The following is a 12,756-nucleotide window of genomic DNA, read 5'->3' as shown; positions in this document are numbered from 1 at the left end:
CGCGCCGATGGACAGCACACAGCAAGCGCTCGGCGGCAGCGGCATCGCGGCGGTGGGGACAGCCGGCCATGGCATCGCCGGCGGTGGCGCCGACCTGGGTAGCGGCCTGGCTGCGGGACTCGGGTCCGGCGCCGCCCGCTGGGGCGCCGGCGCCACCTCGTTGCTGGCATGCCTGCTGGCCTGGCAATGGGCCTCGGCCAGCCACCTGAACCTGGGCCTGGTGACGTTTCAAAACGTGCCGCCGCCGACCGAGGTCGCGCAGGCCGGCTGGGCCTTGCTGCAATCGCCGCAGTTGCTGGGCCATCTGAAGGCCAGCCTGGCGCGCGTGTTCAGCGGCTTCCTGGTCGCCGCGCTGGTCGGCATCCTGCTCGGGTTGGCCATCGGCCGCTCGCGCCGGCTGGAGAACTGGCTGATGCCGCCACTGGAAATGCTGCGGCCCATCCCGGCGGTGGCCTGGATACCGCTGGCGATCCTGATGTTCCCGTCGTCGGAGCTGTCGATGGTGTTCATCACCTTCACCGGCGCGCTGTTTCCGATCCTGCTCAACACCGTCCACGGCGTCGAGAACATCGATCCGCGCCTGGTCGCCTCGGCGCGCAGCCTGGGCGGCGGACGGCGCGCCATCTTCACCGAGGTGGTGCTGCCGGGCGCCGCGCCCAGCATCGTCACCGGCCTGTCGATCGGCATGGGCACGGCCTGGTTTTGCCTGGTCACGGCGGAGATGATCTCCGGCCAGTTCGGCATCGGCTACTACACCTGGGCGTCCTACACGATCCAGAACTACGCCGACATCGTCGTCGGCATGCTGGTCATCGGCCTGCTGGGCATGGGCAGCAGCGCGCTGGTCAAAACCATCGGCCAGGTCTTGATGCCCTGGCACCAACCGGAGGGCAAGCCATGAGCGTGGGGAAAATCGAGATCGACAAGCTGCACCTGCGGGTCGGCCATGGCGCGCAGGCGTTCGAGGCGGTACAGGACGTCAGCCTGACGGTCGAACCGGGCGAGTTCGTCTGCCTGCTCGGCCCGTCCGGCTGCGGCAAATCGACCTTGCTGGGCGCGCTGGCCGGCCATCTACGGCCCAGCCGTGGCGCCATCACCGTCGACGGCCGCGCCATCGACGGCCCGCACGCCGAGCGCGGCCTGGTGTTCCAGCACCACACGCTGTTCCCGTGGCGCAAAGTGGTCGACAACGTCGCCTTCGGCCTGAAGATGCAAGGCGTGGCGCGCGCCGAGCGCCGCCAACGCGCGCTGGAGCTGCTGGCCCTGGTGGGTTTGGAGGCGTTCGCCGAGCACTACCCGGCGCAGCTATCGGGCGGCATGAAGCAGCGGGTTGAAATAGCCCGCGTGCTGATCAACCACCCGCGTGTGATGCTGATGGACGAACCGTTCGGCGCGCTCGACGCGCAGACGCGCCTGATGATGCAGCAGTTGTTGCTGGACTTGTGGGCGCGCATCCGCACCACCATCGTCTTCATCACGCACGACATCGACGAGGCGCTGTTCCTGGCCGACCGCGTGTTAGTGATGAGTCCGCGTCCTGGGCGCATCATCGAACAGATCGCCGTACCGTTTGCGCGCCCGCGCGACTCGTCGCTGGTGACATCGCCCGAGTTCACGGCGCTGAAGCGGCGCTGCCTGCAGCTGCTGCATCCGGCCAACGCCGAGTTGCCGTTGGAGCGACTCAGTCCGTTAGGCGCAACCGCACCACGCCAACTGCAATTCGCCATCTAACACATGCTCACATCTAAAACACGTAGGGCGGATTAGGCGGAACGCCGTAATCGGCCATGCATGCGTCACCGGCGGCCCATGCATGGCCGATTACGCTGCGCTAATCCGCCCTACGTGATTCCGAAATAGGCATCAGCCATCGAACAAAGACATCCCCAAGCACGCATCAGCCATCGAACAAGGACAACATGAACACCACCGACAACGACATCGACCTGCGCGAGCGCCTGTCCAACCCCGACGCCACGGTACGCCGCATCGCCTTGCTGGACCTGGCCGACTGGGCCGGCGACGAACACGCCGACCTGTTCATCGACGCGCTGCGCGACACCGACGCCACCGTGCGCGCCGAAGCCGCGCGCGCGCTCGAAGGCTTCGAAACCGCTGACGGCGTCGCCGGCCTCGCCGTGCTGCTGAGCGACCCGGAGCAAAGCGTGCGCCAGGCCGCCGCCCAAAGCCTGAGCGAAGTAAAGCAATCAGAAAGCGCGCAAGTACTGCTGCCGCATCTCGCCCACGCCGATCCATTTGTAAAAACCGCCGTGCTGCGCGCCGTGCGCGAACTACGCTCGCCGCACAGCTACGCGCCAGCGCTCGCCGCGCTTACCGATAGCGACGCCAGCGTGCGCCGCGAAGCCGTCGCCGTGCTGGGCTACCTGAAACAGCCCGACGCGCTGCCCGCCCTCACTGCCCTGATCAGCAACGATCCCGACGCCGAGGTGCGGCGCGCGGCGGTCGGCGCCGTCGGCTACGGCGCCGGCGCGGACACCGCCACCGCCTTGCTGGACGCGCTGCGCGATCCCGTGTGGCAAGTGCGCGAGGAAGCGGCAACGACGCTGGGCAAACTGGCCGGCGTCCGCGACGGCGCCGACGTCGCCAATCTGACGGTCATCGGGACCGCATTGATGGCGGCGCTGGACGACAGCTACTGGCAGATCAGGCTGCGCGCCGCGCGCAGCCTGGGCCGCCTGAAGTACGCCGCCGCCCTGCCAGCGCTGGTGCCGGTGCTGTCCCACGCGATTAGCAACCTGCGCAAGGAGGCCGCGCTGGCGTTGGGCGAGCTTGGCGACGCCGCCGCGCTGCCGGCGCTGGAACCGGTGGCGGCCGATCCCGATCCCGAAGTGCGCAAGGCCGCGCGCCTGGCGCTGGAACAGATCCATGCGGCGAATCGGAGCGCGTGATGGACTACCCCGCCGAAATCAGCAACGACCGCGCCGGCCGCGTACTGACGATCGTCTGGCAGGATGGCGTGCGGCAGCAATGGCCGCATGCCCAACTGCGTGCGCACTGCAAATGCACGCAGTGCCAATCTCAACGGCTGCTAGGCGTCAAAGCGGAGCCGTCCCAAGAGACATCGCAAGTCGAAAACCTGCGGATGATCGGCAATTACGGCCTGCAACTGGTCTTCGGCGACCGTCACGAACGTGGGATCTATCCGTGGCCGTATCTGCGCTCGCTGCCCGCCGAAACTCAATAACGCCACTGCGCCGTCAACTCGGCGTGCCGGCGTTCGCCCAGCAGATACTGGCTGTCGCTGTAGGACGTGCTCGCATACAGCTTGTCGCCCAGATTGCGCAGGTTCAGCTGCACCAGCAGGTGGCGGTTGACGTTCCAGCCGATGGTGGCGTCGAGCGTGGTGTAAGCCGGCAGCGCCTGCGTGTTGCCATTGTCGATGAAACGCTTGCCGACGTGGCGCGCGCCGGCGCCGGCGCGCCAGTCGTCGGTGCGGTAGCCCAGCCACAGATTGGCCGAGACCTTCGGCACGTCGGTCGGGCGCTTGCCGGCGCGCGAGACATTGCCGGCTTCGATCAGGTTGTCGTAACTGGCGTCGGTGTAGGCGACGTTGGCGTCGAGCCGCCACGCGCGCGCCAGGCCGACGCTGGCGCTCAGCTCGGCGCCGCGCGACGATTGCGAGCCGCCCTGCACCGACAGCGCCGGATTGGCCGGATCGCGGGTGACAATGTCGTCCTTGCGTATCCGGTACAACGCGGCGGTCCATTCGGCCTTGCCGCCAGCCAGCGACTGCTTGACGCCGCCCTCGACCTGGCGCGAGCGCGTCAGCTTGTAGCGGCTGTTGGCCAGGTTCATCGAGAGCAGGCTGGTCAACGGATCGCTGCCGGTGCTTAGCTGTCCATACAACGACGTATCTGGCGCCACCTTCCAGCTCAGGCCGAGGCGCGCGGCGGTCGACTGCAAGGTCGTCGTGAAGCCGGCTGCTCCCCGCAGGCTGGTCAGCGCGACCCGGTAGCGGTCGTGGCGCACGCCGCCCAGCAGCAGCAGGCGCTCGGAGATGGTGTACGCGTCCTCGACATACAGCCCGTTGGTGGTGGTGTCGGTGGCGAAGTTGGGACGCAGCGCGTCCGGGCTGTCGAAGCGGCCCGGATCGAAGCCGGTCGGCGCCACGCTGGAGGCGCCGCCGTACGGCGAGTTATTGGTGTGGGTAAAGTTGATGGTGGCCGCCTCCCAGCCGGCGACGACCCGGTTGGCGCCGCTGTTCCAGCGCGCCTCGAGGCGGTTGCCGGTCTGCTCCTGGTCGTGCTTGATGGCGATATAGTCGCTGCGGTCGACCACGTCGGCCAACGAATCGTAGACGTAGGCTTCGACGTTGCGCCAGTTGCGCCGCGCCTTCATGTAGGCCAGCTCGTTGCTGACGGTGAGCGCCGGCGTGGCGCGCCACGTCAGCCGCGCCACGGCCTTGTCGTCGGCGAAGTCGATATCGGCGTCGCCGACGTTGTAGTTCTGGTCGCGCAGCGCGCCAGACAGGCCGCCGTTCACCAGCGGCGTGCCGAAGTAGCGCTGCGGTTTTTGCCGCAGATGGTCGAGCTGAACGTCCAGGTCGAGGTCCGGCGTCAGCGCGTAGGTCAACGCCGTCAGCAGCTTGGCGTGGCGCGCTTCGCCACGGTCGATGAAGCCGTCGCTGTGGTCGGCGTAGGCGTCGACGCGGAAGGCGGCGCGCTCCCCCAGCGCGCCGCTGCCGCCGACGCCCGCCCGCAGCGCCCGGCCGCCGCCGACGCCGGCCATCGCCTCGAACGCGGCGTCGCGACTGGGCGCCTTGCGCACGGCGTTGATGGTGGCGCCGGTGGTGCCGCTGCCGTGGACCACCGAGCCGGGTCCGCGCAGCACTTCGATGTAATCGTAGCCCCACGGGTCCGATGGATACGTCGCCGTGCCCGAGCCCACCAGCAGCCGCTGTCCACTTTCCAGCATGGCGACGGCGTTGTTGCCGCTAAAGCCGCGCGCCGAATACGCGATGCCGTTGCCGGGCGAGCTGATGTCCGTCAGGCCGGTGGTGCGGGTGATGGCGTCCTTGACCTGCAGGTCGCCGCGCGCCTGCATCGCCGCCGCGCTAAGCGACTCGACACTGGCGGGCAGCTCGCCGGCGCGCAGATCCAGGCGGCTGGCGCTGCCGTTCACACGCGCCAGTCCCAATCCCTCGCCGTCCCGCGCTGCCTCCGCTGTTACGGTGACGGTCTGCATGAGTTGGGTCTGCTGCGCGGCGGCGCAATGGGCGCATAGCAGCGCGATGGCGGCCACGATCGGACGGGTGGACGGGAAGTGAGCGAGGCGGGAAGGAATCATGAACATGTCTACGTGGTCAAGTGCCGGAAACTCCGGGCGGTCAAGGTCGCGACGGCGCGCGCGCGCCCAGGCGTGCGGCGCGCGCGGCCGCAACGGCGGCGCGAACGAACACACGCGCGGCGGCGCGCGACTGCTGTGGCGACAACGGGAAAAAACAAACATCAAGTAAAACCGCACCCCGGGTTTTACGTAACGCATCGTGACTGGCCGGTCTTCTGGCTCGCCGTCATCCTTCCCCGATCCTGCCTTCCCGTGCGTTGCACAGTGGCGTACGATCGACGTCGTCAGGCTTACAGCAGCGGGGGCTGCGCCGGACTGGCGCGCGATGAAAATCGCGCGCGTCACCGGCTTCCCGTTTCACCCTCCCGCCGACAAGCGGGAGGACACCATTCACGTAATCAGCGCGCATTCTACACGCGACGACACTTCGCTGTACAGGCCGTCAAACAAGGCGCCGTGGCGCCGCATCGTCGAATCCGGTCGCGTCCACGATGCAAGTTGTCGCGTTTACGCCCGTCGAATAAATATCTTTCGCAAGCTTGACTTTAAACTACCACCGCGATTACTCTTGACCCTGAGTTGCACGGCTCCAACCGGCCCAAAAGTACGGGGGCACACCTTCCGCCGCGTCACGATCCGCGTCCGCACGCTTGCTGCCGGACGCGCTCAAATGATCAAGCGATCATCGATCGCTTTTTTTCGAGGCGAATATGAAAACGATTTCAATTCCTCGTTTCGCGCGTCATCCTGACGACCGTTTCATTTTCCGACAGCGTTAGCCCTCCGCCCACGCACCCCTAACAACACGCGTTTCACAGCACCGGCCCGACCGGCGCTGTCCTCTCTCGTCGGGCATTTTTTTGCCCGCCGGTGTCCCGCTGTCGCCGCGCAATCGGCGACGGCGTGACAACGTGCCTGGCCGTGCGCGCATGCATCGGCCGAAGCACGCGCTGCAAGCGCTCGTGGTCTCACGCGCGCCATGGATGTTCACACTTTAATTTGAAAATAAAGGGAGACAACATGCACACCCCATCGGTTTCACCAACCTTCCCGCTCACCGCCGCGCCAACGCTAGCGGCGCCCGACCACAAGGTCCGGCGCCAGGCGCGGCGCTGGGCGCGCGGCCTCGCGCGCGGCCTGCTGGCGCTGTCGCTGACGACCGGCGCCGCCGCCATCGTCGGCCTGCCGCTGGCGACCTCCGCGCACGCGGCAGACGCCGAGTACACCAAGCGCTTCCTGGCCCAGTACCAGAAAATCAAAAATCCGGCCAACGGCTACTTCAGCCCGGAGGGCGTGCCGTACCACTCGATCGAAACCCTGATGGTCGAGGCGCCCGACCACGGCCACGAGACCACCTCCGAAACCTACAGCTTCTGGCTGTGGCTGGAGGCACAGTACGGCCGCGTCACCGGCGACTGGGCGCCGCTCAACGCCGCCTGGGCCAATATGGAGAAATACATCATCCCGGCCCCTGCCGACCAGCCCACCAACAGCTTCTACAACGCCGCCAAGCCGGCCACCTACGCCGGCGAGTTCCCGCTGCCGAACCAATACCCGGCGCCGATCTCGAGCGGCGTGCCGGTGGGCCAGGACCCGATCAGCGCCGAACTGTTCAGCACCTACGGCAACCGCGACATCTACGGCATGCACTGGTTGCTCGACGTCGACAACTGGTACGGCTACGGCCGCTGCGGCGATGGCACGACCCGCCCGTCGTACATCAATACCTTCCAGCGCGGCTCGCAGGAATCGGTGTGGGAGACCATTCCGCATCCATCGTGCGAAACCTTTAAATGGGGCCGCACCGGCGGCACGCAGGGCTTCCTGAGCCTGTTCATCGGCGACTCCAGCTACGCCAAGCAATGGCGCTACACCAACGCGCCGGACGCCGACGCCCGCGCCGTGCAGGCGATCTACTGGGCCTCGGAGTGGGCCAAGGCGCAGGGCAAGAGCGCCGACGTGGCCAGCCTGGTCAAAAAGGCCGCGAAGATGGGCGACTACCTGCGCTACGCCATGTTCGATAAGTACTTCAAGAAGGTCGGCAATTGCATCGGCACGCAAACCTGCCCCGGCGGCAGCGGCGCGGCCGACGCCCAAGGCATGCGCGACAACCAGCATTACCTGATGAGCTGGTACTACGCCTGGGGCGGCGCCACCGACAGCAGCGCCGGCTGGGCATGGCGCATCGGTTCCAGCCACAACCACTTCGGCTACCAGAATCCGCTGGCCGCGTGGGTGCTGTCGACCCAGACCGAGTTCAAGCCGCTGTCGCCGACGGCCGCCGGCGACTGGGGCAAGAGCCTGGGCCGCCAAATCGAGTTCTACCGCTGGCTGCAATCGGCCGAGGGCGCCATCGCCGGCGGCGCCACCAACAGCTGGGGCGGCGGCTACGGCACGCCGCCGGCCGGCACCGCCACGTTCTACGGCATGTTCTACGATGAAAAACCGGTCTACCACGATCCGGCCTCGAACACCTGGTTCGGCTTCCAGGCCTGGTCGATGCAGCGCGTGGCCGAGTACTACTACACCAGCGGCGACGTCCGCGCCAAGGCGGTGCTCGACAAATGGGTGGCGTGGGCCTCGGCCAACACCACGCTCAACGCCGACGGCACCTACACGATTCCGAACACCTTGTCGTGGAGCGGCCAGCCGGACAACTGGAACGCCGCCGCGCCGGGCGCCAACGCCGGCTTGCGCGTGACGGTGGTCGATGGCACCGGCGACGTCGGCATCGCCGCCGCCTTCGCCCGCACCCTGATCTACTACGGCGCAAAGGCCAACAACGCCGGCGCCAAGACGCTGGCCAAGGAGCTGCTCGACCGCATGTGGGCCAAGCACCAGGACCCGCAAGGCGTGGCGGTCGACGAGAAACGCACCGACTACCTGCGCTTCACCGCCAAGTATGACGCGGCCACCGGCTCCGGCGTGTACGTGCCGCCGGGCTGGACCGGTACCAACGCCCAGGGCGCCACCATCGACGCCAGCTCGACCTTCCTGAGCATGCGGCCGAAGTACCAGCAAGACCCGCAGTGGCCGAAGCTGAAAGCCCACCTGGACGGCGGCCCCGCCCCGACCTGGCGCTACCACCGCTTCTGGGCCCAGGCCGACATCGCCATGGCGCTGAACGACTACGCCAACCTGGTGGAACAGGCCGACTCGCCGGCGATCCTGGCCGATTCCACCGGCGTCTCGGTGCCGGAGGGCGGCACGGCCAGCGTCGCCATCTCGCTGTCGAAGGCGCCGGCGGCCAACCTGACGGTCGCCATCGTCAAGGCGGCCGGGGGCGATCCCGACCTGGGCACGGAGACCGCCGCGCTGACGTTCACGCCGGCCAACTACAACGTGGCGCAGCCCGTCGCGCTGCGGGCAGCCGTCGACGCCGACCAGTTGAGCGGCAGCGCCACCTTCGGCTTCAGCGCGACCGGCTACCTCTCGACCAGCGTGACAGCCACCGAGATCGACAAGGATGTGGTGGTGCCGGTCGTGCTGTCGGTCAGCGGCGCGCCGGTCACGGTGCCCGAGGGCGGCACGAAAACCTTCCAGGTGCAGCTGGCCAGCGCGCCGAGCGGACCGGTGACGGTGAGCGTGGCGCGCGCCAGCGGCGACGCCGACCTGAGCGTTTCGGGCGGCGCCTCGCTGAGCTTTACCACGGCCAACTGGAACGCCGCCCAGACCGTCACCTTGGCGGCCGCCAACGACGCCGACAGCGTCAACGGCACGGCCAGCTTCCGGGTCTCGGCGCCGAATGCGACCGATGTGCTGGTCGCCGCCAGCGAGGCCGACAAGGACGCCCTGGCCGGCGGCTGCGCGGTCGACTTCGACACCAGCAGCGACTGGGGCAGCGGCCAGGTGCCACGCGTGGTGCTGCGCAACACCGGCGCCACCGCGATCAACGGCTGGTCGCTGAGCTGGACCGCGTCGAACGACGTCACCCTGGTCAACTCGTGGAACGCGACCCTGGCGACCTCGGGCCGCGGCTTCGTCGCCACGCCGCTGGGTAACGCCACGGTGCCGGCCAATGGCAGCGTCGAGTTCGGCATGCAACTGGGCTACAGCGGCGCCAAACCGGTGCCGGTCGGCCTGACCTGGGCCGGCCGCAGCTGCACCATCGTCGTGAAATAGCGTGAAGGCGGCCGCGCACGGTGCGCGCGGCCGCCGCTTTTACACAAAGGAATACATACAGGAGACACCATGACAATACAACGGAGAACCGTGGCCATGGCCACCTTGCTCGGCGTGCTCGTGCTCGGGGCGATCGGGGCCGGACGGCATCACCTGGCGCGCGCCGAGGCCAGGGAGGCCAGCGCGGCCGCCTGGCTGGAGTTGGCGCAGATCCATGCCGCCCGCGCGCAGGCGGCGAGCGCGGCGCTGGCCGCCGTCGGCACCGCCGACGGCCTCGACCCGGCCGTCACCGCCCGCGCGCGCGATGCGCTGGCGCGCGCCTCCAGGATGCCGGCGCACGAACAACTGCTCGGCGACGCGCGCGCGATCGAACGCTACAAGCAGTACCAGGGCGAGCTGACCGGCGCGCTGTTCGTGCTGGTCGCCAACGCCCAGCGCGTACCGGCCGTGGCGACCAGCGGCGCGGTGCAAGGCTTGCGCAGCGAGTTGCTGCGCGACGAGGCGGCCCTGGCGGCCACGCGGGAGCGCTACCGCCACGCGGCGGCCGGCTACAACGACCTGAGCGCGGCCTTTCCCGGCGCGGGCGCGCTGGCGGCGCTGGCCTACCCCGATCTGCCCGCCGGGCTGTGACTCCAACCCTTTTAATTTAGAAAGAACATCGTGAAAGCACTGAACATATCTACCAGCGCGAGGAAGACGACAGCGCTGGCGGCGGCGCTGTCCTTCGCATTCGGCGTGGCGGCGACCGCCCCGGCGCAGGCCTACACCGTGTCCGGCACGCAGATCCTCGACGACGCCGACAAGCCCGTGCCACTGCGGGGCGTGAACTGGTTCGGCTTCGAGACGCCGGACGGTACGGTGCACGGCCTGTGGGCGCGCAACTGGAAACAGATGATCGACCAGATCCAGGCCAGCGGCTTCAACGCTGTGCGCGTGCCGGTATGCCCGGCCACCTTCCGTGGCGAAGGCTCGCCGCCCGGCGGCGTCATCAACTCCAACCTGAACCCCGACCTGGTCGGGCTGAAATCGCGCCAGTGGCTGGACGTCTTCCTGACCGAGCTGGACCGGCGCGGCATCTACATCCTGCTCGACCACCATCGGCCGGACTGCCAGGCCATCTCGGAGTTGTGGTACACGCCGGCGTACAGCGAGGCGCAGTGGCTGGACGACCTGGAGTATCTGGCGCAGAAGTATTCCGGCCTGCGTAACCTGGTAGGGCTCGATCTCAAGAACGAGCCGCACGGCGCCGCCACCTGGGGCACGGGCAACGTATCGACTGACTGGAACCTGGCCGCCGAGCGCGCCGCCCAACGCATCCTGGCGGTCAATCCGAAGCTGTTGATCTTCGTCGAAGGCATCGCCACCAATCCGGTCTGCTCGGGCAACCAGGGCATATTCTGGGGCGGCAACCTGGAGCCGTTGAAGTGCAAGGCGCTCGACATCCCGCGCAGCAAGCTGGTGCTGTCGCCGCACGTGTACGGCCCGGACGTGTTCAACCAGTCCTACTTCGACGCGCCCAACTTCCCGGCCAATATGCCGGCCATCTGGGACACCCATTTCGGCCAGTTCGCCAAGGACTATCCGGTGGTGCTGGGCGAAGCGGGCGGCAAGTACGGCCACGGCGGCAGTCCCAAGGACAAGATCTGGCAGGACGCGCTGGTCGATTACCTGAAGCCGCGCGGCATGACGGGCCTGTTCTACTGGTCGTGGAATCCGAACAGCGGCGACACCGGCGGCATCCTGCAGGACGACTGGAAGACCGTCTGGCCGGACAAGCTGGCGTTGCTCCAACGACTGTGGGACGGCGGCACGACCACGCCGCCGACGAATCCACCCAATCCGCCGGACACGCCGCCGGGCGCCGTGACCGCGACCTTGAAGACCAACTCGGACTGGGGCGCCGGCTACTGCGCGGACGTCACGGTGAGCAATACGGGCACGCAGCCGGCCCAGTGGAACGTCCAGCTCACGGTGGCCGGCACCATCAACAACCTGTGGGGCGCGGTGTGGAACCAGGCCGGCACGACCTTGACGGCGACGGGCCAGAGCCACAACGCCACCGTGCAGCCGGGCGGCACGCAGAACTTCGGCTTCTGCGCCACGCGTTAACGTCGTCGGCGGGCAGGACGTCGCGCGGCCCGGGATCAGATTGGCGGAGCCGCTTTCGCCAAGCTCCGGCCGCGCATTGTTCGCCGCACCTTCCTTGCCAGGCGCGACGCCACGGCCGAGAACGCATACGCGTACAGGTAGATCGCCACCACCGTTCCGCCGAACATCGCGAACGCGAACGCGCCGGGCTGTCCGCCGATCGGCACGTGGAACTCCGCCGAGGCGACCGCGACGACAAACATCATGAAAGGAAAATGCGTCGTGAACAACACAAAACTGGCGCCGCTGAACCAGCGGTTGAGCCGCCACGCGGTCCAGCGCAGCCAAAAGATCGGCGCCTGCCTGGCGCCGGCGGTCAGCCAGGAGACGGTGAGCAATGCGAAGCTGGCGCCGAACAGCAAGTCCAGCGCCATCCGGGCGGCCGGAATCATCGCCTCCTGCACTTGCTCGACGTGCGCGCCACCCCAGCGCGACACCAGCAGGCCGATGACAAAGACCGGCATGCCGTAGCGGCGCTGGAAACGCACCTTGGTGTTGTAACCGAGCCAGCCGACGCCGGTCCCCAAGATCCACAACAGCAAATACCCGAGGAACTCCGGCGCCAGCACGCTGCCCGCCCAGGCGACCGTGACGGCGGCGCACCAGCCCAGCGTCCGGCTACGCTTTCCGAGCACAAACAGCGCGGCCAGCGCGAGGTAGGCCCAGCATTCGTACGCCAGCAGATAGAGCATGGTGTTGCTGCCCAGTCCGGGAACGACGAAGCGCTGAAGCATCAGCATGTTTCCGGCGAAGGCCTCCAGGTCCAGGCTGGGCGAAAACATCGTGAAGTAGGCGTAGACCTCGGGACGCGCGAGCGCGCGGGTGCCGAGCAAGTCCAGCGCGCCCCCGAGCAGTAGCGCCGGTGTCAGCAGACAATAAAACCACGTGGAGCGGCGCAGCAGATCGGTTCCGGGATCGACGCCGTGGCGCCAGCGGTGGATCGACAGTCCGCCAAGGGCCACGCCGCTGATGACCATGTACATGACGAACGCTTCGTGGCCCAGGCTGGTGACGAAATAGAACAGCGTCAGCACCAAGCTCTTTTCCGAGACCTCGGGATAGCCGGCGAACAGCAGGAAGCGCACGTGATAGACGACGGCCATTCCCGCCGCCAGCAGCCGCATCAGATTGACGCGGGCCTGGAAACCGCTGTTGACTTGTGCGTCCATGATGTCGCTC

General features: G+C 67.8%; 9 protein-coding genes and 1 riboswitch. Of the genes, 7 read left to right on the top strand and 2 right to left on the bottom strand.

The annotated features are described in order from the left end of the window. Positions 1-7: 7 nt before the first annotated feature. From NHH88_17705 to NHH88_17690, 4 genes are all read left to right on the top strand, one after another. Positions 8-901: an ABC transporter permease gene (locus tag NHH88_17705; GenBank protein ID USX11549.1), complete on the top strand. Its 894-nt coding sequence runs from the start codon at positions 8-10 to the stop codon at positions 899-901. Beyond that, positions 898-1,731 carry an ABC transporter ATP-binding protein gene (locus tag NHH88_17700; GenBank protein ID USX11548.1) on the top strand — a complete coding sequence of 278 codons (834 nt, stop codon included), beginning with the start codon at positions 898-900 and terminating at the stop codon, positions 1,729-1,731. The genes NHH88_17705 and NHH88_17700 overlap by 4 nt, the downstream gene beginning before the upstream one ends. 188 nt (positions 1,732-1,919) lie before the next feature. Beyond that, complete coding sequence (locus NHH88_17695; protein ID USX11547.1) at positions 1,920-2,909, top strand: HEAT repeat domain-containing protein; 990 nt, start codon at positions 1,920-1,922, stop codon at positions 2,907-2,909. After that, positions 2,909-3,205 (top strand): DUF971 domain-containing protein, encoded by a 297-nt coding sequence (locus NHH88_17690; protein USX11546.1) that lies wholly within the window; start codon positions 2,909-2,911, stop codon positions 3,203-3,205. Before NHH88_17695 ends, NHH88_17690 begins: the two co-directional genes overlap by 1 nt. Here NHH88_17690 and NHH88_17685 read toward each other — a convergent pair. After that, positions 3,199-5,307, bottom strand: a complete 2,109-nt coding sequence (locus NHH88_17685) for a TonB-dependent receptor (protein USX11545.1) — start codon at positions 5,305-5,307, stop codon at positions 3,199-3,201. The two genes, NHH88_17690 and NHH88_17685, sit on opposite strands and share 7 nt — an antisense overlap. A 187-nt stretch (positions 5,308-5,494) precedes the next feature. Then, positions 5,495-5,713: riboswitch (cobalamin riboswitch) on the bottom strand. Positions 5,714-6,327: 614 nt separating this feature from the next. On the opposite strand from NHH88_17685, the gene NHH88_17680 reads away from it, so the two are divergent. The 3 genes from NHH88_17680 to NHH88_17670 all read left to right on the top strand — a co-directional run bounded on the left by NHH88_17680 (position 6,328) and on the right by NHH88_17670 (position 11,538). Then, complete coding sequence (locus NHH88_17680) at positions 6,328-9,429, top strand: cellulose binding domain-containing protein (protein USX11544.1); 3,102 nt, start codon at positions 6,328-6,330, stop codon at positions 9,427-9,429. Between the two features lie 69 nt (positions 9,430-9,498). Then, positions 9,499-10,059 (top strand): LemA family protein, encoded by a 561-nt coding sequence (locus tag NHH88_17675; protein USX11543.1) that lies wholly within the window; start codon positions 9,499-9,501, stop codon positions 10,057-10,059. A gap of 30 nt (positions 10,060-10,089) precedes the next feature. Continuing rightward, positions 10,090-11,538 carry a cellulase family glycosylhydrolase gene (locus NHH88_17670; protein USX11542.1) on the top strand — a complete coding sequence of 483 codons (1,449 nt, stop codon included), beginning with the start codon at positions 10,090-10,092 and terminating at the stop codon, positions 11,536-11,538. Positions 11,539-11,573: 35 nt separating this feature from the next. Here NHH88_17670 and NHH88_17665 read toward each other — a convergent pair whose 3' ends face one another. Then, complete coding sequence (locus NHH88_17665; protein USX11541.1) at positions 11,574-12,746, bottom strand: hypothetical protein; 1,173 nt, start codon at positions 12,744-12,746, stop codon at positions 11,574-11,576. Positions 12,747-12,756 lie beyond the last annotated feature (10 nt).

The sequence above is a fragment of the Oxalobacteraceae bacterium OTU3CAMAD1 genome (assembly GCA_024123915.1).
GTDB lineage: Bacteria > Pseudomonadota > Gammaproteobacteria > Burkholderiales > Burkholderiaceae_D > Rugamonas.
This window is presented reverse-complemented; position numbering and strand designations above follow the sequence as displayed.